Source organism: Pseudomonas sp. NCCP-436, assembly GCF_019656335.1.
In the GTDB taxonomy this organism is placed as follows: domain Bacteria; phylum Pseudomonadota; class Gammaproteobacteria; order Pseudomonadales; family Pseudomonadaceae; genus Aquipseudomonas.
Genome location: NZ_BPLZ01000004.1, coordinates 159,381 through 182,095 on the forward strand (window position 1 = coordinate 159,381; position 22,715 = coordinate 182,095).

15 protein-coding genes are annotated in these 22,715 nt (G+C 62.0%); 5 read left to right on the forward strand and 10 right to left on the reverse strand.

What is annotated here, in order from left to right:
* Positions 1-90 precede the first annotated feature (90 nt).
* From NCCP436_RS06585 to NCCP436_RS06620, 8 genes are all read right to left on the reverse strand, one after another.
* Positions 91-1,551: an efflux transporter outer membrane subunit gene (locus NCCP436_RS06585; RefSeq protein WP_220803163.1), complete on the reverse strand. Its 1,461-nt coding sequence runs from the start codon at positions 1,549-1,551 to the stop codon at positions 91-93.
* Positions 1,548-4,652, reverse strand: coding sequence for a multidrug efflux RND transporter permease subunit (locus NCCP436_RS06590; RefSeq protein WP_220803165.1), 3,105 nt, complete (start codon positions 4,650-4,652; stop codon positions 1,548-1,550). The genes NCCP436_RS06585 and NCCP436_RS06590 overlap by 4 nt, the downstream gene beginning before the upstream one ends.
* 7 nt (positions 4,653-4,659) lie before the next feature.
* Positions 4,660-7,752, reverse strand: a complete 3,093-nt coding sequence (locus tag NCCP436_RS06595) for an MdtB/MuxB family multidrug efflux RND transporter permease subunit (RefSeq protein ID WP_220803166.1) — start codon at positions 7,750-7,752, stop codon at positions 4,660-4,662.
* Positions 7,749-8,960, reverse strand: a complete 1,212-nt coding sequence (locus NCCP436_RS06600) for an MdtA/MuxA family multidrug efflux RND transporter periplasmic adaptor subunit (protein ID WP_220803168.1) — start codon at positions 8,958-8,960, stop codon at positions 7,749-7,751. Before NCCP436_RS06600 ends, NCCP436_RS06595 begins: the two co-directional genes overlap by 4 nt.
* Positions 8,961-9,152: 192 nt before the next feature.
* Positions 9,153-9,650, reverse strand: coding sequence for a thiol peroxidase (tpx, locus tag NCCP436_RS06605; protein WP_220803170.1), 498 nt, complete (start codon positions 9,648-9,650; stop codon positions 9,153-9,155).
* Positions 9,651-9,808: 158 nt separating this feature from the next.
* Complete coding sequence (locus NCCP436_RS06610) at positions 9,809-13,489, reverse strand: translocation/assembly module TamB domain-containing protein (protein ID WP_220803171.1); 3,681 nt, start codon at positions 13,487-13,489, stop codon at positions 9,809-9,811.
* Positions 13,486-15,213 carry an autotransporter assembly complex family protein gene (locus tag NCCP436_RS06615; RefSeq protein ID WP_220803173.1) on the reverse strand — a complete coding sequence of 576 codons (1,728 nt, stop codon included), beginning with the start codon at positions 15,211-15,213 and terminating at the stop codon, positions 13,486-13,488. Before NCCP436_RS06615 ends, NCCP436_RS06610 begins: the two co-directional genes overlap by 4 nt.
* A gap of 69 nt (positions 15,214-15,282) precedes the next feature.
* Positions 15,283-15,927 carry an N-acetyltransferase gene (locus NCCP436_RS06620; protein ID WP_220803175.1) on the reverse strand — a complete coding sequence of 215 codons (645 nt, stop codon included), beginning with the start codon at positions 15,925-15,927 and terminating at the stop codon, positions 15,283-15,285.
* Between the two features lie 204 nt (positions 15,928-16,131).
* Here NCCP436_RS06620 and xthA point away from each other — a divergent pair, with 204 nt between their 5' ends.
* From xthA to NCCP436_RS06640, 4 genes are all read left to right on the forward strand, one after another.
* Positions 16,132-16,944 carry an exodeoxyribonuclease III gene (gene xthA, locus NCCP436_RS06625; protein WP_220803177.1) on the forward strand — a complete coding sequence of 271 codons (813 nt, stop codon included), beginning with the start codon at positions 16,132-16,134 and terminating at the stop codon, positions 16,942-16,944.
* Positions 16,945-17,040: 96 nt separating this feature from the next.
* The gene (locus tag NCCP436_RS06630) at positions 17,041-18,402 is read left to right on the forward strand and encodes a substrate-binding domain-containing protein (protein ID WP_220803178.1); all 1,362 of its coding nucleotides are present in this window, start codon (positions 17,041-17,043) and stop codon (positions 18,400-18,402) included.
* A gap of 147 nt (positions 18,403-18,549) precedes the next feature.
* Positions 18,550-19,536, forward strand: a complete 987-nt coding sequence (locus tag NCCP436_RS06635; RefSeq protein ID WP_220803180.1) for a TerC family protein — start codon at positions 18,550-18,552, stop codon at positions 19,534-19,536.
* A gap of 47 nt (positions 19,537-19,583) precedes the next feature.
* Positions 19,584-19,763 carry a hypothetical protein gene (locus NCCP436_RS06640; protein ID WP_220803182.1) on the forward strand — a complete coding sequence of 60 codons (180 nt, stop codon included), beginning with the start codon at positions 19,584-19,586 and terminating at the stop codon, positions 19,761-19,763.
* A 21-nt stretch (positions 19,764-19,784) separates the two neighbouring features.
* On the opposite strand, the gene NCCP436_RS06645 is transcribed toward NCCP436_RS06640, so the two are convergent.
* Complete coding sequence (locus NCCP436_RS06645; protein WP_220803184.1) at positions 19,785-21,014, reverse strand: acyl-CoA dehydrogenase; 1,230 nt, start codon at positions 21,012-21,014, stop codon at positions 19,785-19,787.
* A gap of 159 nt (positions 21,015-21,173) precedes the next feature.
* Between NCCP436_RS06645 and NCCP436_RS06650 the strand changes: the two genes are divergently transcribed.
* Entirely contained in the window at positions 21,174-22,109 is a 936-nt protein-coding gene (locus NCCP436_RS06650; RefSeq protein WP_220803186.1) for a LysR family transcriptional regulator, read from the forward strand.
* A gap of 61 nt (positions 22,110-22,170) precedes the next feature.
* Here NCCP436_RS06650 and NCCP436_RS06655 read toward each other — a convergent pair whose 3' ends face one another.
* Entirely contained in the window at positions 22,171-22,605 is a 435-nt protein-coding gene (locus NCCP436_RS06655) for a DoxX family protein (protein ID WP_220803188.1), read from the reverse strand.
* Positions 22,606-22,715: the final 110 nt, after the last annotated feature.

Here is a 22,715-nt window from a genome sequence, read left to right on the forward strand (position 1 = left end):
CGCAAAGCGCCCTGCATCCATGATGGCCAATTGCAATCAATAAAAGCGGGAGGCGAATAATAGCGGAAAACCAGGTAACAGGCTCAGTCTTTAATGTGCTGCCTCGTCACTGTTCGCCTTCTCCTGCAGCCGAGTCGTATCCCAGCCTCCGCCCAGGGCAGTGATCAATTGCACGCTGGCAGTCAGGCGCGAGGCCAGCAAGGTCAGGTTGCTGCGTTCGTTGTTCAAGGCTGTAGCCTGTACCGTAACCACACTGTTGTAGTCCACCATACCGGCCCGGTACTGGTTCTCCACCAGCCGCAGCGATTCACGGGCTGCCTCCAGAGCCTCCTCCTGCACCCTGCTTTCCTGCTCCAGCACATGTAGTTGCACCAGCGCATCCTCCACCTCGCGGAAGCTGTCTAGAACAGACTGGCGATACTGCGCCACGGTCTGTTCATAGGCGGCTTCACTACGTTCCAGTTCGGCACGCCGAGCGCCTCCGTCGAACAGACTCAGGGCCAGTTGCGGGCCGAGCGACCAGAAACGGCTCGGTGCCTCGATCCAGTGAGCAAAGCTGGCGTTGCGATAGCCGCCACTGGCCGACAGACTCAGATCCGGGAACCAGGCCGCCTCAGCCACGCCGATCTGGGCATTGGCGGCCATCACCCGGCGCTCGGCGGCAGCCACGTCCGGACGCCTTTCCAACAGTTGTGACGGCAGCGCCGGCGGAATTTCCGGCAGTTGCGGCAAGCTGTTACGCGGAGCGATGGACAACTGAGCCGGGCTAACCCCGACCAGAACAGCGATAGCATGTTCCAGCTGGGCTCGCTGCCACTGCAAGTCAATGGCCTGACCCTGGGCACTTTTCAGTTGGGTGGTGGCCTGGGTCACGTCCGACTTCGGCACGATGCCAGCCCGGTACTGGTTTTCTGTCAGACGCAGCGAGCGGGCATAGGCTTCCACCGTGGCCTCGAGCAGACGCAACTGTTCATCCAGCACTCGCAGTTGCAGGTAGTTGCGCACCAGCTCGCTCTGCAGGCTCAGGCGCACCGCAGCCAGATCCGCCGCGCTGGCCTCGGATTCCGCTCTACTGGCCTCCAGACTGCGGCGCAACCTGCCCCAGAGATCCAGCTCCCAGGCAGCGGTCAGGCCCAGATCATAGCTATTCGATACACCCTGGGCCGTGTCGCCGCCCTGCCCTGAGCGGGTCACCCCGGCCGAGCCAGAAAGTGTCGGGAAAAGGCTCGCGCGCGACCCGCGTACCAGCGCCCTGGCCTGACGATACTGGGCTTCAGCTGCCGCCAGGTTCTGGTTGGAAACCTGCAGGCGCTGAACCAGAGCATCGAGTTCGATATCTCCGTAGTACGTCCACCAGTCTCCATGCTCCTGCATATCGGCCGGTGTCGCGCTCTTCCAGCCCTCGACCTGACGAAACTGCTCCGGCACCGCCAGCTCCGGACGCTGGTAGTCCGGCCCTAGTGTGCAGCCACCGAGCAGCGCGACGACCAGGGCCAGGCCCCTCAGGCGACAGTGGGCGGAGTGAACGGCAGTAAAGGGGTAACGGTTCATAACGGAGTTTCCAGGGAAGCATCGGTACGCACACCGCGCCGGCGGTTGAAGCGATGGCGCAGGCGGTCGAAGTAGAGGTACACCACTGGCGTGGTATAGAGAGTCAGCAACTGGCTGAGCACCAGTCCGCCCACGATGGTGACGCCCAGCGGCTGGCGCATCTCCGAGCCCTCGGCACTGCCCAGCACCAATGGCAAAGCACCGAGGATGGCCGCCAGGGTGGTCATCAGAATCGGCCGGAAGCGCAGCAGGCAAGCCTGGCGAATCGACTCCTGCGGGGTCAGGTGCTCAGCACGTTCCAGCTGCAAGGCCAGATCCACCATCAAAATAGCGTTCTTCTTGACGATGCCGATCAGCAGGAACAGCCCCAACAGGGATATCAGGCTGAACTCCATGCCCACCAGTTGCAGCGCCAGCAGTGCGCCGACGCCGGCGGATGGCAGTGTGGAGAGAATGGTCAGCGGGTGCACATAACTCTCGTAGAGCACGCCGAGAACGATGTACACCACCGCCAGCGCCAGCAGGATCATCAGCGGCTGATTCTGCTGCGTAGACTGAAACGCCGCGCCAGTGCCGCCTAGGGTGCCCTGCACCTCGGTGGGCAGGTTGAGGCGGGCAATGGCCGTGTCGATGGCGCGTGTGGCCTGATCCAGGCTGACACCTTCGGCCAGCGAGAAGCCGATGTTCTCCACTGCGAACTGGCCCTGGTGACTGACTCGGTCGTTCTCCAGGCTGCGCTCCCAACTGGCGAAGGTTGAGAGCGGCACTCGTGCGCCGTCCGCGGTAATGACCCGAATCTGCTCCAGCGCCTCGGGATGCTGGGCATAGGTAGGGTTGATTTCCATCACTACACGGTACTGGTTCAACGCCTGGTAGATGGTCGAGACCTGTCGCTGGCTGAAGGCATTGTTCAGCACGGCGGTGATCATATCCATGTCCACCCCCAGGCGCTGCGCCGCCTCGCGATCCACGACCAGACGGATCTGCTGAGCACCATCGGTTTCCCGTGCGTCGATATCGGTCAATTGCGGCAAGCTGCGCAATGTCTCACGTACTTGCGGCAGCCAACTGCGCAGTGCATCGAGGTCGTCCGAAAGCAGCATGTATTCGTTCTCCGAACTTCGCCCCTGACGACCACCTATTTGCAAATCCTGATCCGGCATCAGAAACAGCCGCCCACCCGGCACCTTGGGCAGGCTAACGCGCAGACGGTTGATCACCTCCTGGGCGGAATCACGACGTTCTGATCTGGGCTTGAGCCGCACGATCATGAAGGCATTGTTGATCCCGCTGTTGCCACCGATAAAGCCGGCAACGCTGTCCACTGCCGGATCCGCCATAACAGCCTTGCGGAAAACCTCCATCTTCGGCTGCATAACCTGGAACGACAGGCCGTCGTCGCCACGGATAAAGCCGATCAGTTGTCCGGTATCCTGCTGCGGCATAAAGGTCTTGGGCACACTGACGAACAGGTAAACGTTCAGAGCTATGGTCGCCAGCAAGCTCAGCAACATCAGCAACGAATGACGCAGCGCCCAGTCCAGGCTGCGCCCGTAGAGCGCCAACATGCGCGCCTGCAAACGTTCGCCCCACTGCTGCAGACGGCCGCCTGGCTGTTCGTCCTCGGCCCGAAGCCAGCGCGCACAGAGCATCGGTGTCAAGGTCAGCGATACCAGCAGGGAAATAAGCACGGCCACCGCCAGAGTCAGTGAAAACTCCCGGAACAGCCGCTCGACGATACCGCCCATGAACAGAATGGAGACGAACACCGCCACCAACGACAGGTTCATCGACAGCAGCGTGAACCCCACCTCACGGGCGCCCTTAAGCGCTGCGTCCAGCGGTTTCTCACCGTTGCGGATATGTCGTGCAATGTTTTCCAGCACCACGATGGCATCATCGACCACCAGCCCGGTAGCGATGATCAGCGCCATCAGCGACAGATTGTTCAGCGAGAAGTCCAGCAGGTACATGGCAGCGAAACTGCCGATCAGCGACACCGGCACCGCCAGCGCCGGGATCATTGCAGCCCGCCAGCGGCCGAGGAAGGCCAACACCACCAGAATCACCAGCGCTACGGCGATCAGCAGCGTCCGCTCAGCTTCGTGCAGGGTAGCCCGGATCACCGGCGAGCGATCCATGGCCACCTCCAGCTCTACACTGGCCGGAATCATCTCGCGCAACATTGGCAGCTCGGCACGGATGTCGCTGATGGTCTGCAGGATGTTCGCCCCGCTCTGCCGGTTGATCACCAGCAGCACCGCCTCGCGGTCATTGTAGAAGCCGCTGTTGTAGCGATCCTCGACACCGTCGGTGACCGTTGCCACGTCGCCCAGGCGCACCGCTGCACCGTCCTGATAGCGGATGATCATCGGCATGTAGCCGGCAGCATTGGAAAGCTGGTCACTGGCCTGCACCTGCCAGCGGCGCTGCGCGTCCTCCACCGCCCCCTTGGGTTTGAGCGCGTTGCCGGCAGCGATGCTCTGGCGTACCTCATCCAGAGCAATACCGTAGTGGTCAAGCAGACGCGGCTCCAGCGCCACCCGCACTGCCGGCAGCGAGCTGCCGCCGACCTGCACCTCGCCGACCCCACTCACCTGCGCCAATTTCTGCGCCAGGATGGTAGAAGCCACGTCATAGAGCTGGCCCTTGTCCAGGGTGTCGCTGGTCAGCGAGATGACCATGATCGGCGCCTGCGACGGGTTGACCTTGCGATAGCTGGGCATGCTGCGCATACCACTGGGCAACAGCTCGCGAGCAGCGTTGATGGCTGCCTGCACCTCGCGTGCAGCGGTATTGATGTCCTTGTCGAGTTCAAACTCGACCATGATCCGCGTACTGCCCTGGCTGCTGTTACTGTTCATCTGACTGATGCCGGCAATACTGCCCAGCGAACGCTCCAGCGGTGTGGCCACGGTGGCTGCCATGATCTGCGGGCTGGCCCCCGGCAGGTTGGCCTGCACGGTGATGACCGGAAAATCCATGTTCGGCAGCGGCGCCACCGGCAGCAGGCCAAAGCTCACTACGCCCAGCAGCATGATTGCCAGGCTCAGCAGCAGCGTGGCCACCGGGCGACGAATGAACGGCGCGGACAGATTCATGCCAGCCTCACGCCTCGACACCTGCCGCACTGCGCCCGGTAAGTCGCCGAGACAGACGGTCGAACCACAGATAGATCACCGGCGTGGTGAACAGCGTCAGCACCTGGCTGACCAGCAGGCCGCCGACCATCACCAGCCCCAGCGGCTGGCGCAGCTCGGCGCCTGATCCGGAAGCCAGCATCAGCGGGATGGCGCCGAACAGTGCCGCCAGGGTGGTCATCAGAATCGGCCGGAAGCGCAGCAGCGCCGCCTGGTAAATGGCTGACTGCGGGCTCATTCCCTGATTACGTTCAGCCTCCAGGGCGAAGTCGATCATCATGATCGCGTTCTTCTTGACAATGCCGATCAGCAGAATGATACCGATGATGGCGATAAGCCCGAGATCATTGCCGGTCAGCAGCAGTGCCAGCAACGCGCCGACACCTGCCGAAGGTAAGGTGGAAAGGATGGTGATCGGGTGGATATAGCTCTCGTAGAGCACGCCAAGCACGATGTACATGGTGACGATGGCCGCCAGAATCAGCAGCAGGGTCGAGTCCAGCGAGGCGCGGAAGGCTTCGGCCGCCCCCTGGAAGCGCGTACTGATGGCACCGGGCAGGCCAATTTCGGATTCCACCTGCTCGATCACCGCCACCGCCTCGCCCAACGCCACTCCCGGCGCCAGGTTGAATGACAGGGTCACCGCCGGGAACTGGCCTATATGGTTCACCAGCAGGCTGGCTGCACGCTCCTCGATACGCGCCAGCGACGACAGTGGCACCTGTCCGCCGTCACCGGTTGCGACATGGATCTGGCCCAGTGCCGCCGGGCCGATACGGCCCCCGTCGCGGCTCTCCAGCACTACACGGTACTGACTGGCCTGGGTGTAGATGGTGCTGATCTGGCGCTGGCCGAAGGCATCGTAGAGTGCATCATCGATGGTGCTGACGCTCACGCCCAGGCGCGCGGCGGCGTCGCGGTCGATCTGCAGGTAAACCTGCAAGCCGCGGTTCTGCAGGTCGCTGGCCACGTCGGTAAGCTCGCTACGCTGGCGCAGGGCCTCGACCAGGCGTGGTGTCCATTCTTCCAGCAGCGCGCTGTCCGGCGACTCCAGAGTGAACTGGAATTGGGTACGGCTGATCCTATCCTCGATGGTCAGATCCTGCACGGGCTGCATATACAGCTCGATGCCCGGTATCTTCGCCAGCTCCGGACGAAGCCGTTCAATCACCTCGCTGGCCGTCACGTCGCGCTCGGCATGGGGTTTGAGGTTGATCAGCAGGCGGCCACTGTTGAGCGTCGGGTTCTCGCCATCGACACCAATCGACGAGGACAGGCTGGCCACTGCCGGGTCACGCAGGATGACCTCGGCCAGACGCTGCTGACGCTCGCTCATGGCAGCAAACGACACCGACTGTGGCGCCTCGGAAATGCCTTGGATCAGCCCGGTATCCTGCACGGGGAAGAACCCCTTGGGCACCGCCAGATACAGCAGCACGGTCAGCCCCAGGGTCGCCAGTGCCACCAGCAGGGTCAGTGACTGATGACGCAGCACCCACTGCAGCCACAAGCTGTACCTGGCGATCAGGCCATCAATGAAGCGCCCTGCGGAGTGGAAGAAACGCCCTTCTTCCTCGGGCTTTTCCACCTTAAGCAGACGCGCACACATCATCGGCGTCAGGCTCAGCGAGATCACCAGGGAAATAAGAATGGCCACCGCCAGGGTAATGGCGAACTCGCGGAACAGCCGGCCGACCACGTCGGCCATGAACAGCAGCGGGATCAGTACCGCAATTAGTGACAGGGTCAGCGAAACCAGAGTGAAACCGATCTGCCGCGCCCCCTTGAGTGCGGCATTCAGCGGCGTCTCGCCCTCCTCCAGGTGACGGGCGATGTTTTCCAGCATGACGATGGCATCGTCCACCACGAAACCAGCAGCTACGGTCAGTGCCATCAGCGTCAGATTGTTGATGGTAAAGCCGGCCAGGTACATCACGCCGAAGGTACCGATCAATGACAGTGGCACCACCACCGACGGGATGAAAGTAGCTGACAGCTTGCGCAGGAACAGGAAGGTCACCATCACCACCAGGGCGATGGCCAGCATCAGTTCGTGTTGCACGTCACGCACGGCGGCACGGATGGTCTGAGTACGATCCGTGAGCACAGTAACCTCGACACTCGCCGGAAGGGTCTCGGTAAGGTGCGGTAGCAGCGCCTGGATACGATCTACCACCTCGATCACGTTGGCCCCGGGCTGGCGCCGCACGTTGACCAGCACCGCCTGATTACGGTCGGCCCAGGCCGCCAGACGCTCGTTCTCGGCGCCATCGACGATCTCGGCCACATCCTTCAGGCGCAGTACCGCACCGTTCTCATAGCTGAGGATCAGTTCGCGGTACTCTTCAACCGAACGCAGTTGGTCGTTGGCATCGAGTTGCGAGACGCGGGTCGGGCCGTCGAAGTTACCCTTGGGCTGGTTGACGTTGCTGGCCGTGATCAGGCTGCGCACGTCGGCCAGACTCAAGCCGTAAGCGGCCAATGCCTCGGGGTTGACGCGAATACGCACAGCCGGGCGCTGACCACCGGCCAAAGTGACCAGGCCGACGCCGCTGGTTTGTGCCAGTTTCTGCGCCAGCCGGGTATCGACCAGATCGTTGACCTCTGGCAGCGGCAGCGTGGCGGAACTGACAGCCAGGGTCAGCACCGGCGTATCGGCCGGATTGACCTTGTTGTACACCGGCGGCGCCGGCAAATCGCCCGGCAACAGGTTGCTGGCAGCGTTGATGGCTGCCTGTACTTCCTGCTCGGCCACCGCCAGGGAAACCTCCAGGTTAAACCGCAGGGTAATGACCGAGGCGCCGCCGGAGCTGGTCGAGGACATCTGCTGGAGCCCGGCCATCTGCCCAAACTGGCGCTCCAGCGGCGCGGTGACCGCACTGGTCATCACATCGGGACTGGCTCCCGGGTACAGCGTCAGCACGCGAATGGTCGGATAATCCACCTCGGGCAGAGCCGCCACTGGCAACAGTCGGTAGGCAATCAGACCACTGAGGAAGATAGCCACCATCAGCAACGTGGTGGCCACCGGCCGTAGAATAAACGGGCGCGAGATGTTCATGCGTCGGTCCGCGCTGCATCCACCGAAACGGATTCCTCCGCTGCCTGCAGCGGCGTCTCGATCACCTCCACCGGGCTGCCCTCACGCAAGCGGTCGCTACCTTCCAGAACCAGCCGCTCACCGACCTCTACCCCTTCCTCCAGCAACGTGATTTCACCATCGCTGGCACCGACCCGAACCGTGCGAATCTGCACCTTGTCGTTGGCATCCAGCGCAAAGACAAAGGTACCGCGACTGCCGAACTGCAGCGCCGAAGACGGGATGATCAGAGCGTCCTTGCGAGTTTCCACCTGCAAGCGGACATTAACGAACTGATTGGGGAAGAGCATCTGCCCGGCGTTGTCAAACCGAGCCTTGAGTTTGACCGTGCCGGTAGCGGTATCGATCTGGTTGTCCAGACTTTCCAGAACGCCCTCGGCCAGCTTCAAGCGCTCGCCACGATCCCAGGCCTGAACCTTCAGCGTGGCTCCATCACGCAGTTGCGCCAGCACTGCCGGCAGCTCGCCCTCGGGAATGGTGAAAACCACCGCAATCGGATCTGTCCGGGTGATCACCACCAGCGGCGTAGCGTCACCGCTGCTGACCAGGTTGCCGACATCCAGTTGGCGAAGGCCCAGACGGCCGTCGATGGGGGCGCGAATCCGGGTAAATTCGAGGTTGAGGCGGGCCGAATCCACCTCGGCCTGGTTACTGGTGAGGCTGCCCCGATACTGATTGACCAGCGCCCGCTGGGTATCAAGCTTCTGCCGGGCGATGCTGTCATCGGCATACAGGCTTTCGTATCGCGCCAGATCCAGCTCGGCATTCTTCAACTGGGCGCGGTTCTCCTGCAGATTGCCTTGCGCCTGCTGCAGTGCCACCTCGTAGGGGCGTGGATCGATCACAGCCAAAAGGTCGCCGGCCTTGACCTGCTGGCCCTCGCGAAACAGTACTTCAACCAGTTCGCCGTCTACCCGCGAGCGCACATTGACCGTACTGTAGGCTGTCACGGTACCGAGCGCCCTGAGTTCGACGACGAAGTCGCCACGCTGCACCTCCGCCACCCGCACCGGGGTCGTCCCGCCTCCGAAGCGGTTGCCCATCGGCGGCTTGCTCGGCTCCGGCCAGAACCACCAGAGTACGAGCAGCAACAGAACCAGCAGACTAAGGCCGATCAGCCATTGACGGGACAGGTTGGCAGGTGCGGAGGACGAAGGCAGTTCGGACATGGCGGAAAAACAAGCTCTTTTCGGGAGTCGGAACGATAAGCACTGACTGGCGGCAAGCAAAGCCCATTTACCGGCTTTTTACTTAGCCCTTACGTAACCAACCGTATGCGCGGCGCGCCTGTCGGTTGTCTGCGCAATCAGGACAGAAATGAAAACGGCCTGCAGAGCAGGCCGTTTTCCACCAGCGGTGACTTACAGTACCGCCAGAGCAGCGGCATAGTCAGGCTCATTGGCAATTTCGCCAACCAGCTCGCTGTGCAGCACCTTGTCATTTTCATCCAGCACCACCACAGCGCGCGCAGCCAGGCCGGTCAGTGGGCCGCTGGCAATGGCCACACCATAGTCACGCAGGAACTGGGCGCCACGCAGAGTGGACAGATTGACTACGTTCTCCAGACCTTCGGCACCGCAGAAGCGCGCCTGGGCGAAAGGCAGATCTGCAGAGATGCACAGCACCACGGTGTTGTTCAGTGAGCCGGCCTCGGCATTGAACTTGCGCACGGAGGTAGCACAGGTCGGGGTGTCGACACTCGGGAAGATGTTCAGCACCTTGCGCTTACCGGCCAGGCTGTCCAGGCTGACGTCGCTCAGATCGCCGGCCACCAGGCAGAAGCCCGGAGCCTGCTGACCAACCGCAGGCAGTTGGCCGTCGACCTGCACCGGATTGCCTTTGAGGGTAACTTGCGCCATGGGAATATCCTTGTGATTGAAAGGTTGAAGGGCGAATGTGCAATACGGGCCTCACCTTGGCGAAAGCCCACGAAATGGCAGGTCACGGCCCGACCATGCTGCAGCCTACCCCAGAAGCGCGGCCGATACACCCGCAAGCCTGTAGGGATATAGACCGTTCAGAAATCCCGCCGGTAGAACAGATCCAGCGAGCTGGCCAGCCCGCTGGCCGCTTCCAGGAATAATCGCCGGCTGAGCATGTAGCGCAACGCAATGGTATTGGCCGGCTCGAACACGCCGACCCCGTAACGCAGGCTGAGACGATCGGTGATATTGCCGCTGGCAACCACGCTGGTAGTCAGACCGCTACCTTCCGTGTCGAGCTGGAAGTCCTTGATGCCCAGACTGCTGGCCAGACTGCTGGTCAGCGACGAACTGCCGGCCAGCCCCAGTGCCAGCGCTGCCTGGCCCAGCATGTTGTTGTCACCGCTACCCTGCCCCAGAGGTCGCCCCAGCACCAGATAGGACAGCGCCTGCTCCTGGCTCATGGCCGGTTCGGCAAATACCGTGGTGGCAGGCTGCTCGGCACTGCCGGAGAGACGGATACCGGCGACCACGTTGTCTACCCGGCGAATCGCCTCGACATCTAGAAACGGCTGATCAATCGGCCCGGTAAACAGCAGGCGCGCCCGGCGGATGGTCAGGCGCTGGCCATAGGCCCGGTAGCGGCCGCCGACCAGGTCCAACTCGCCACGGGTAGTCAGGTCATCGGTGATATGCAGGCGGCCGCGCAGATCGGCACTCAGACCAAAACCGGAAAATGCCAGACGCTCCTGGCCCACCTCGACCGTCACGTCCATGGCGATACCCATGGGCTGCTCGGCCTCCGGCAACTCGCGCCCGAGTACCCGTGCATCCTCGGAAATTCGCACAGTCGAAGGCGGCAGCTCGCGCACACTGATCTGGCCACGCGGCACGCCCAGCCGGCCGCTGACTGACAGGTAGCGGTCATTCAGCTGCAGCTGCAGATCCGGCTCTACCTCAAGCTCGGCGTAGGGCTCGACGGTGAGCGGCAAACGCTCACCCTGTAAACTCAACGTGCCACTGAGTGCCTGCCCCCAGTGCAGTTTCCCCTGCAGACTGCCGCGTCCGTGCTCGCCACTGCGCCAATTGCCGTTCAACTGCACTCGATCACCGGTAATCAGTGCCAACAGTTCAAGGTTTTCCAGGCTCACCGGTAACTCGCTACCGGACAATTCGCCACCCTCCAGTCGCAGTTGGCCGTCGATCTGCGGTGACAGCAGCGTCCCTGCGATGCTGCCACTGCCCTGCAAGTGCCCTTCCAGGGTCTCGGCCATCGGCACAAACGGCCGCAGCACCGTCAGGTCGAAGCCCTGTAGACGGAATTGACCGCGCATGGGCTTGTGCGCCCGCCGTGGATCTATCTGCAACTGCAGCGCCATTTCCCCCATGGCCGGGCTGACGAAACGCAGCTCACCATCTACCTGCTGCGGACGCAGGGTGCTACTCAGGCGCAGGCTGTCATAGGGAAACTCCAGCCACTCGTCCTCATCCGGCTGACGAATGCGCAGACTGCCACTGCCGGCATCGAGCAGTAACTGGCCTTTCGGCCCGCTGTCAGGCAGCTCGACACGCAACTGACCGTTGAGGCGCCCCTGCCAGGTGAAGTCCTCGGGCAGCCAGGGCTGCAAACTGGTAAGAGGGAAGTTGTCCAACCGCCAGTCCAGATTCGTCTGCGGCAGCAGTTGCTGCTGTCCACCACAAAGACTGGCATCGGCGGTACGCCAGCAGTGGGCACCGAGAGTCAGACGGCCGGCACTCAGGCGCTCCAGGCTGGCCGGTTGCTGCAACTGCCAGTCCTGCCCGCCGCTACGGATGCGGCCACTGGCGATGCGTCCATGCCAGTCGCCCTGTTCACTCAAGCGTCCGTCCAGCGCCAGAGCCAGTTGCAGCATCGGCCCACGCAAATCCAGCGACAGCTGCTGACGCTGCGCATCACCCTGGCCATCGAGCTGCAGACGCCCAAAATGGTTTTCTCCGCTGCGGATGCCAAGTGCCCGCAGCGTTACGCGCGCCTGCTGACGGGCGTCGAGACTGGCCTCCAGCTTCAGTTCGCGCAGGCTCGAACCGGCAAACGCCAGTCGCTCACCGGCAAGATTCAGTTGCCCTTGAGGCGCTTGCAGTGTACCACCCAGCTGCAAGCGCCCCTGTACCTGCCCCTGCAGCCCAGGCCACAACTGGCCAAGACGCGGCAAGGCCACCTCAAGTTGGCCATGCAGTTGCTGCTGCAAGGCTGCCCGTCCGCTGATGCGGTTTTCCCCCAGACGCAGTTGCAACTGCTGCAGTTGCCACTGCTCGCCAGTGCCGCCGCCTTGCAGTTGAAGCTGCGCCGGCTGGCCGCGCAACCGACCCGTCAGGTCTATGTCGGCCTGTGCCCGCAGCAAGTCGTCGGCCAACTGCCCCGAAGTATTGAGTGATCCGGCCAGGCTGCCCGGCAGTTGCTCAAGCCAGTAACCGGGATCCAGTTCGCTCAGTTGCAGCATGGCCTGCCATTCGAGCCCTTCGGCAAAACCCAGCTTGAGCACCCCCTCGGCACGCCCCTGACCGGCTACCAACTGCAATTGCGGCAGGGTCACCTGGGTCAGATCGCCGCTAACCGGACTGCTCAGGCTAAAGTTACCTGCCGGCCCCTGAAGTTGTGCGCTGAAATTGCCCAGGTAACCGCCGCCAACGTAGCTGAGTTCGGCTTCGAACCGCTCCAGCTCTACTGACGGTACCGACTCCGGGCGAAGCAGGTTCTGCCAGGGAAAGGCCTGCCAGCTCAGCTTCGCCTCGGCCTCCAGCGCCTCGCGCCAGTTCAGCCCGCCGACCAGTTCGACAAACTGTTGCACCTGACTTTCAATTCGCAGCAGATCGATACCCGCCCCCTCGGCATCGACCCGCCCGCGCAGGGTCAGCGCCATTGGCGCCTGCTCGGCTGGCAAGCTGGCAGTTCCTTCAAGCTGATAGCCGCCGACAAGATCTCCCGTCGCGTTCAGCTCAAGCTGCTGCAGCTCAAGCGTCGGCGGCAGGCTAACGGCTGGCAGAAACGCCTCGCTGGTCAACTGCAGTTGTGCCGGCAGATGTTTGGCCAGCGGTTGCACCCTGCCCTGCAGGCGAGCCTGCAGGTAGCCACTGCTGTCAGCCTGCAATCGCAGGCTGTGCTGCAGCTCACCCTCGGCACGCAAGGCCAATTGCCAGGGCCGGCCCTCGATTTCCGGCAACTGCATGTTGCCTTCCAGTATAAGCGGCCACAGCCCCTGCGAACTCAGGCGACCGCTAAGCGTCAGGCTCAAGTCGTCGCGCTGCACGGCCAGGCGCTGCAACTCCACGCCCTGCTCTTCCCAGCGAGCGCTCAGCTGCAGATCCGTCAGTTGCTGCTGGCCATTAATGAGCAGCTCGCCAAGCCGGATGTCGTCCAGCTGCAAGCGTAGCGGCATGCGCAGATCCGGCAGTTGCACCGGCCCGCTATCTTCGCTCTCACTGGCTGGCAGGTTCAGCTCAAGCCGCTGCAGGTGCAGACGTTCCAGACACAGGCTCAGACGACCGAAACAAAGTGGCGACCAAGCCACGTCCAGTTGCTGCAGCTCCATCTGCAGATCGTTCTGTTGCCAGCGCAATGCATCGGCCTGCCAGGCACCGGCCAGTCGGCCACGGAAGCTATCTACCTCCAGCCCGGGCACCCGGGCCAGCAACCAGCGACTGCCGGCCTCGCTGCCAAGCCCGGCGACAAGCCCCAGGCTCAGAGCAGTCAGCACCAGCAGCAGAATCCAGACCAACCACCGGCCCACGCGCCTCACAGTTCGGGCCCCATAGAAAAGTGCAAGCGCACACCGCCTTCGTCATCCAGTGCATGGGCCAGATCCAGACGCAGCGGCCCCACCGGCGATACCCAGCGCACCCCCAGACCAACACCGGTTTTCAGCCCCGGGAAGTTCAGAGAATTGAACGAGTTGCCCTGATCGATGAAGGTTGCCAGACGCCACTTTTCAGTCAGGCTGTACTGGTATTCGACGCTGGCGGCAAACAGATAACGGCCGCCGATACGATCCCCCCGATTGTTCTGCGGCGACAAGGTCTGATAGTCATAACCGCGCACGCTCTGGTCGCCACCGGCGAAAAATCGCAGCGACGGAGGTACCGCGGAAAAGCCGTTGGTCTCGGTGCCGCCGAACTGCACCCGGCCGAGGAAACGGTGCCTGTCGAACAGAGTGGTAAGGCCCTTGAGCATGACATTGCCATGTATCACGTTCGCATCGGAAAGCAGACCGTCCACCGCGCCGGCCAGATCGAACTGCAGACGATAGCCAAAGTTCGGATCCAGACGGTTGTCGCTGTGCAGCAGCGAATAGCCTACACCCGGCATCAGCAACGTGCTGAGGCCTGAATCGTCACCCAGGCGATACTCCTCGCGCTGCCACTTGAGTGACAACACCCGCTGCCAGCCACCGCTACGCTGGCTGTGCCATTCCGGCCCCAGACTGATCCGCCGGCTGAGGCTGTCATTGCTGGCCAGTTCCTCATATTGATAGCCGCCAGCCAGACGCAACTTGTCGGTCAAGGGCGCCTGCCCGGGAATGTCGTACCACAGCCCGAGGTTCTGCCGTGGCGTGGACAGTTCGCTTTCCACTCCGTAACTGTGTCCCTGCGGGTTACGCCAGTGGCGCGTCCAGTTGGCCCGCAGACGCGGTCCCACGTCAGTGGAAAAGCCCAGACCGAGGCCCAGGGTGCGCGGCTCGCGTACCTGTAGCGCTACATCCACGGGAATACGCATCTGCTGTGCCTGACTCGGCATGGCATCGACCCGCACCGAATCGAAATAGCCGCTGGACTGCAAAGCCTGGTATAGCTCGGCAATCAGCTCGGAGTCATAGGGTGTGCCGGCGCTGAACGGCACCATGCGCCTCAGCAACTCCTCATCGAACGGAAAGTCGCCACCAAAGGCGATATCGCCCAGACTGTAGCGAGGCCCGCTGACGAATACCAGTTCAATGTCAGCAACCCCGGCCTCCGGATCGATCTGCAGCTGCTGACGGGAAAAGCGACCGTCGAAGAAGCCGTAGCGTGAAGCCTGGTTCTGGATCAGTCGCTTGGCATCCTCGTAATGCCCATGGTTGAGCACAGCTCCTGGCTGCAGACGGCTACTTTTAGGGACACGAAAGGCCTTCAGCTCGCTGGCCGGCCCCTCGATACGCAGACTGACGTTGCGCAGACGCACCGGCTCACCCGGTTCCACTTCGAGAACCAGCCGCGGTGGCTCGCCACCCTCGATACGGCTGCGAATACGTGCCTGGTAGTACCCCAGCGCCTGGGCGGCCTTATCCGCTTCGGCCTCGACAATACGGCGCACCCGACGCAGAGCGCGCACGTCCTCGCCGCCGAGGCTGCCCAGGTAGCCTTCAATATTGGCTTTCAACGCGGAGTTGGACGGTGTGATCCGTACATCCAGCTCGCTGGCCGGCAGCGCGCCCGAAGCGATCAGCAGCAGCGTCAGGCCACAGCGAATATATCCATATGACTTCATGGCTGCCGATGCTACCACGCTGCGTTAGGCTTACCAGACGCAGCGTATCAGGCGCGTACCATTGCAACTTCAGATGCTGGCACGTACCACCGGCTGCGGGTTGGGGTGGAAGAACACATGTTCGACCACCGGCCCTATGGCCAGTTCACTGACTTCCTCATATCCGTGGCGACGGTAGAAGTCCAGGTAACGAGCATTGCCGGTATCCAGCACCACACCCTGCGAATCGGCATCTTCAGCGCACCAGTCGTGCAACGCTTCCAGCAGTTGTTCGCCACGCTGCTGCCCCTGAAACTCCGGATGTACCCCGATCAGCGGGAGTATGTGATAAGGCCCGGGCGGCAAACTGGCCAGCACGGCATGGTGATAGTCAAGATAGCGCCGGGTGCAACGAAAACCGGTACTCAACAGCATACGCAGGCGCCAGCTCCAACTATCGGTAATATCCAGGCGGCGCTGCGGCGGGGCGATCAGCGCCGCGCCAATCAGACGATCATCAAGCAACTGGCCGATGGCCGGCAGCTCCTCGTCGAAGTGTCGCTGAACCAGTTCGCGGATCGTTGCCCGCACCCGCTGGTCATAGCCGGGCCGTTCGGCCTCGAACAGATAGGCGAAGGTGGGTTCGTGGCGGTAGGCGTGATACAGCAGCGAACGTACCTCCCGGGCATAACCGCCATGGAGCATACGTATCTCGGCCGGGGCATGATGGGGCATGGCAAACCTCTGTCGTTATCGTTCGATCAGGCGACCGGCACTCTTATCGAAAGCAGTTGCGTACGACGAACTGTCTGACTGTCCTGGCGGAGTGCCTCTGGCTACTTTTTACAGACCCTAGCACAGCCCCGGAGAACCGCCAGGCGCTGGCTGTCGGCGCTGCAGATCGGCTAGCATCACCCTTTTGCTCAGGACTCGCCGCCGATGAAAATCGTTTCCTTCAACATCAATGGCCTGCGCGCCCGCCCTCATCAGCTCGAAGCCCTGATCGCCAAGCATCAGCCGGATATCATCGGCCTACAGGAAACCAAGGTGGCCGACGAGCAGTTCCCAGAAGGGGAAATCCGTCAGCTTGGCTACCACGTGCACTACCACGGCCAGAAAGGCCATTATGGCGTTGCTCTGCTCTCGCGCCACGAGCCCCTGAGCCTGCATAAGGGCTTCCCCGGTGATGCCGAGGACGCCCAGCGGCGCTTCATCTATGGCACCTTTGCCGACGCCGACGGCCAGCCGATCACAGTAATGAACGGCTATTTCCCTCAAGGCGAGAACCGCAGCCATCCGTCGAAGTTCCCAGCCAAACAACGCTTCTATGCTGATCTGCAACAGCTGCTGGTGGAGCGTTTCGACCCGCAGCAGCCGCTGGTGGTGATGGGCGACATCAACATCAGTCCCGAGGACTGCGATATCGGCATCGGCGAAGCCAATCGCCTGCGCTGGCTGAAAACCGGCAAATGCAGCTTCCTGCCGGAAGAACGCGAATGGCTGGGTAAACTGAAGGACTGGGGGCTGGTGGACAGCTTCCGGCATCTGCACCCGCAGGTGAATGATCGCTTCAGCTGGTTCGACTACCGCAGTCGCGGCTTCGAGGACGATCCGCGCCGCGGCCTGCGCATCGATGTGATCCTCGCCAGCCAGGCCCTCAAACCGCGACTCCACGCAGCCGGCATCGACTACGAGCTGCGTGGCATGGAGAAGCCCTCGGATCACGCCCCGATCTGGCTGGAACTGGCCTAAACCCGGCCGTTGAAAAGCCCGAGCATCACATTTCTGCAACCTGACTGACTTATTCTGCGCGGCACTTTCAGTGGTTCTCAGGAAGGTGCCTCTCGCATGTCGCGCACACCCTCGCTACTCCCGCGCGGCCGATGCCGCGCGCTGTTGCTTGCCATCCTCGCCCTGCCCATCAGCGTCTCAGCTTCACTGCCCGTTCCCCCGGAGGATGTCCCGGTGCTGCGCATCCAGGGTTCCAACACCATCGGCGCCCAACTCGGTCCAGCGCTGGTACAGGGGCTGTTTGAGCAAGCCGGCCTGCAGCAGATCCGCCTCGAACCGGGCACGCTAGAAAATGAACAACGCGTTCTCGCACGCACTCCGGGAGGCCGCCAGGTAGTCGCGCAGATTGCCGCGCACGGCTCGGGCACTGGCTTTTCCGCCCTGCTCGACGGCAGCGCTGATCTGGCCGCAGCCTCGCGCCCGATCAAGGATGCCGAAGCTCACCGCCTGCAGGCGCTGGGCAATATGCGCAGCCCCGCGGCCGAGCAGGTCATCGCCATCGACGGCCTGGCCGTCATCCTGCATCCGGACAATCCCCTCGATACCCTCAGCGTGACGCAGGTGGCCCGGCTGTTCGCCGGCGAAATCAGTGACTGGGCCGTGCTGGGTGGCCGCCCCGGCGCCGTGCACCTTTATGCCCGGGATGACAACTCCGGTACCTACGACACCTTCAGCGAGCTGGTTCTTGCCCCACGGGGACGCAAACTGTCGCTGCAGACACAGCGCTTCGAGTCCAGCGACAGGCTTTCCGAGGCGGTGAGCAGCGATCCACAGGGAATCGGCTTCATTGGCCTGCCCTACGTGCGCCAGGCCAAGGCCGTGGCCATCGTCTCCGGCGACTCACTGCCGATGCAGCCTAGCAGCAGCCTGATCGCCACCGAGGACTACCCCCTGTCGCGCCGCCTGTTCTTCTACGCCCCGGAACAAAGTGACAGTCCCTGGGTACACGCCCTGATCGACTTCACTCAGGGCCCGCAGGGCCAGGCCATCGTCGAGCGCAACGGTTTCATCGCCCAGACGGTGCGTCCAATCCAGGTGCCCGTGGAAACGGACATGCCACCACGCTATCGCCAACTGGCCGGGCAGGCACAGCGCCTGTCGGTGAACTTTCGCTTTCAGGAAGGCAGTGCCAACCTGGACAACAAGGCCCGCCGCGATCTGCAACGGGTGGCGAGCTATCTCAAGCGTCAGTCGACTCAACGGCAGATCATCCTGGTGGGCTTTGGCGACCTAAAAAATGATCCGCAGCGCGCCGAGCTGCTCTCGCGCCTCAGAGCCATGGCAGTACGCCGCGAGTTGGCCCGACACGACCTGCATCCGCAGGAAATCATCGGTCTCGGCGACGAGCTGCCGGTGGCCACCAACAGTGAAACCCAGGGTCGTCAGCGCAACCGCCGGGTAGAGGTATGGGTTCGCTGAAATATCCCGCCCGATACTTGGCAGAAGCCTCGGCCAGAGGTAGCCTTGTCGCCGCGTGACGCCGGGCCCCTCTGGCGGTGAGCCTCTCACCGTGATGTCGGAGTCACTGAGTCGAACATCAACTCAGGCAGACATAAGGGAGGGCTCATGGACGCTCTGCTTGCCTATTTCACTACCTCTTACTTCGGCACCCCCGGCTGGTTCTGGCTGGCGTTCCTGACACTGATCCTCATCCTGCTGGTACTGGATCTCGGGGTGCTACACCGCGACAACCACGAGATCGGCATGCGCGAAAGCCTGCTGCTGTACAGTGGCTACTTCAGCGTCGGGGTCGCCTTCGGCGGCTGGATCTGGTGGCAGCTCGGCGCCACCAAGGCCATGGAGTACTACACCGGCCTTCTCGTCGAACAGTCGCTGTCGATGGACAATGTGTTCGTCATGGCGATGATCCTCGGTTACTTCAACATCCCGCGCAAATTCCAGCACCGCGTACTGTTCTGGGGCATTCTCGGAGTGATAGTGCTGCGCGCCATCATGATTGGCCTGGGTACTGCACTGGTGCAGGAATTCGACTGGATCCTCTACCTGTTCGGTGCTTTCCTTCTGTTCAGCGGCATCAAGATGCTGCGCAAGAATGACGAGGACGAGCACCCGGATCTGGACAACAATCGCTTCATCCTTTTTGTCCGCCGCCACATGCGCGTTACCGACGACTACCACGGTGGCCGTTTCCTGGTTCGCCTGAAGGATCCGCAAAGCGGCCGGATGATGCTCTATGCCACCCCACTGCTGCTGTCGCTGGTGCTGATCGAACTGGCCGACCTGGTATTCGCCGTGGACAGCGTACCGGCCGTATTGTCCATTTCTCAGGATCCCTTCATCGTCTATACGTCCAACATCTTCGCCATCCTCGGCCTGCGCTCGCTGTACTTCGCCCTGGCCGCGCTGATGCACCGCTTCATCTACCTGCAGTACGCCCTGGCACTGGTGCTGATGTATATCGGCGGCAAGATCTTTTTGCACGATCTGGTCAAGGTTCCCGCCCTGCTCTCTCTTGGCGTAACCTTGGGCCTGCTGGCCGGCGGTGTCCTGTTGTCGCTGATCAAAACCCGCAACCACAAGACAGCGAACTAGCACAGCAGCCATGGCGGCCAGCCCGGAAAGTCATGAGGAGAGGCGTGATGCCCGAAGTCAGCATTGAGTGCATCGAACAGCAGGGCCAAAGGCTCTGGGTGGTGCGTCTCGGCCGGCGCACCCTGAGCTTTCGCGACGAAAACGCTGCACGCGCCTTCGCCGCGCAGTTGCACATGCGTCGCGACTGGCTGCTGCAAGCACAGCCGGGAGCGGGCAAGACCTCCTGAGATACGCCGGGTTGGCTTCCTTCAGCGACCGGCCTTCATCATCTCACGCGGCACGTACTTGCCGATTTCATACTTGCCAATGGCGGCCCGGTGCACCTCGTCCGGGCCGTCGGCCAGGCGCAGGGTTCGCTGCATGGCATACCAGTAAGCCAGCGGAAAATCACCGGAGACTCCTGCACCACCGTGCATCTGAATTGCCCGGTCGATCACCCGCAATGCCACATTTGGCGCCACCACCTTGATCTGGGCGATCTCGCTGGCGGCGACCTTGTTGCCCACCGTGTCCATCATGTAGGCGGCGTTAAGCGTCAACAGGCGCGCCTGGTTGATCTCCATCCGCGAGTCGGCAATCAGATCGATGTTGCCACCGAGCCGGGCCAGCGGCTTGCCAAAGGCGCTACGACTGATGGCACGCTTGCACATCAACTCCAGTGCGCGCTCGGCCATACCGATCGAGCGCATGCAGTGATGAATGCGCCCCGGGCCGAGACGCCCCTGGGCGATTTCAAAACCGCACCCCTCCCCGAGAATGACGTTCTCGTAAGGCACCCGCACATTCTCGAACAGCACCTCGGCATGGCCATGCGGCGCATCGTCATAGCCGAATACTGGCAGCGGACGCAGCACCTTCACGCCCGGAGCATCCATCGGCACCAGAATCATCGAGTGCTGCTGGTGGCGGGGTGCGTCAGGGTTGGTCAGCCCCATAAAGATCATCACCTTGCAGCGCGGATCGCAGGCACCGGATGTCCACCATTTGCGGCCGTTGATCACCCACTCGTCACCTTCGCGGCGGGCGCTGGCCTGCATGTTGGTGGCGTCGGACGAGGCCACTGCCGGTTCGGTCATGGCAAAAGCGGAGCGAATACTGCCGTCGAGTAGCGGCTCCAGCCACTGGCGCTTCTGCTCAGCACTGCCATAGCGCACCAGCACCTCCATGTTGCCGGTATCCGGTGCGGCACAGTTGAACGGCTCCGGGCCAATCAGTGAGCGCCCCATGATCTCGGCAAGCGGCGCGTATTCAGTATTGCTCAGGCCGGCACCGTATTGCGAATCAGGCAGAAACAGGTTCCACAGGCCCTCTGCCTTGGCCCTGTTTTTGAGCTCTTCCATGATCGCGGTGGGCTGCCAGCGATCACCCTCGGCCACCTGCTGCTCGAACAAGGCTTCAGCCGGATAGACATGCGCCTCCATGAACGCCGTCACGCGCTCACGCAGCTCTTGAACCTTGGGGGAATAGGCAAAATCCATGGGAGTACCTTTCGGAGGGCAGTTTGGAACAGAGGATGTGTGGTTGTGGAAATGATGCTAGAACAGCACTTAAGATTTACCTAGTCTATTTTCAATATCGATGAAGATTCATAATTTATATATAGATAACTGATCCTGCCCCTCTGGAGCACTGCCGGCATGAACCTGACCAAGGTGGATCTCAACCTCTTCATCGTCTTTGACGCCATTTACACCGAGGCCAATCTGACGCGTGCCGGACAGATTGTCGGCATCACCCAGCCGGCAGTATCCAACGCCCTCGCCCGCCTGCGCGAAACCTTCAATGACCCGCTTTTCGTGCGTACCGCGCAGGGCATGGTGCCGACCCCGATGGCGCAGAACATCATCGGCCCGGTACGCAATGCACTGCAGCTCCTGCGCATATCGGTACAGGAAAGTCGCACCTTCAACCCGCAACAGGCCAGCAAGACCTACCGCATCAGCATGGCCGACCTCTCCGAGCAGATCCTCCTGCCGCCGCTGTTCCAGCGTCTGCGCCGCCTGGCGCCCAGTGTCAGTATTGAGAGCTTCCTGGCCAAGCGCCGGGAAACCACCAAAGAGCTGGCCGCCGGTCGCCTGGACTTCGCCGTCGACGCCCCGCTCAACACGGATCCGCAGGTGCGCCACGTGAAACTACTGGACGACAGTTACGTCTGCGCCATGCGCCCGGGGCACCCCATGGCCAAGGAGCAAATCAGCCTCGATGAATACCTGTCGCTGTCACATATCCACATCTCCAGCCGGCGTAGTGGCCTCGGCTACGTGGATCTGGCGCTGGGGAAAATGGGCATCCAGCGCAAGATCGTGCTGCGCTCGCAGCATTACCTGATGGCCAACAGCGTGATGCAGCAGACGGATCTGGTGATGACCGTGCCCGAGCGCTTTGCCCGTCGCCACAATCTGCATCACGTAAGCCTGCCGGTCAGTGACGTGCCGACACTGGAGACCCATCTTTACTGGCACGAGAGCACGGATCAGGATCCGGCCAACCGCTGGATGCGAGAGCAGATAATCGAACTGGCCCAACAGGTAGTAGCACAGGAAAAGAAGAGCGAACAGCAAGCCAGCGACTGAGTTCTCCAACACAATAAGGCCCGCGCATGGCGGGCCTTATTGATGAAGCAATGATGTCGTCTTAGCGCGACAGTCTCTCGTCCAGCGACAGTCGACCGCCCCCCTCAGACAGCAGTGCCAAGCTGATGGCCAGCAGCACCAGCGCATATTCATAGCCGTTGTTGCTCATGAAGAAGCCGTTGCCGATATGCACTGCGAAGATCGCCACCAGCATGGCAGTCGACAGCACCACACTGGCCGGGCGCACCAGCAACCCGAGAATCAACGCCAAACCACCGAAAAACTCACCACTACCTGCCAGTAGCGCCATCAGAAAGCCAGGAGCCAGACCGATGCTCTCCATCCACTGGCCGGTGCCGCTCAGGCCATAGCCGCCGAACCAGCCGAACAGCTTCTGCGCCCCATGGGCTGCGAAGGTCAGGCCAGCGACGATGCGCAGCAGGGTAATGCCATAGCCCGCGTGACTGATGGTGATGCGTTTGATGAGGTGATTCATGGCAGAGCTTCCTTTATTGGGTTGGGGGCCCAGAATATCCACATTATTCGATAATAAAACTGCATTTAATTACTAAAAATAATCGAATAATTGGATATCAGTATAAGGAC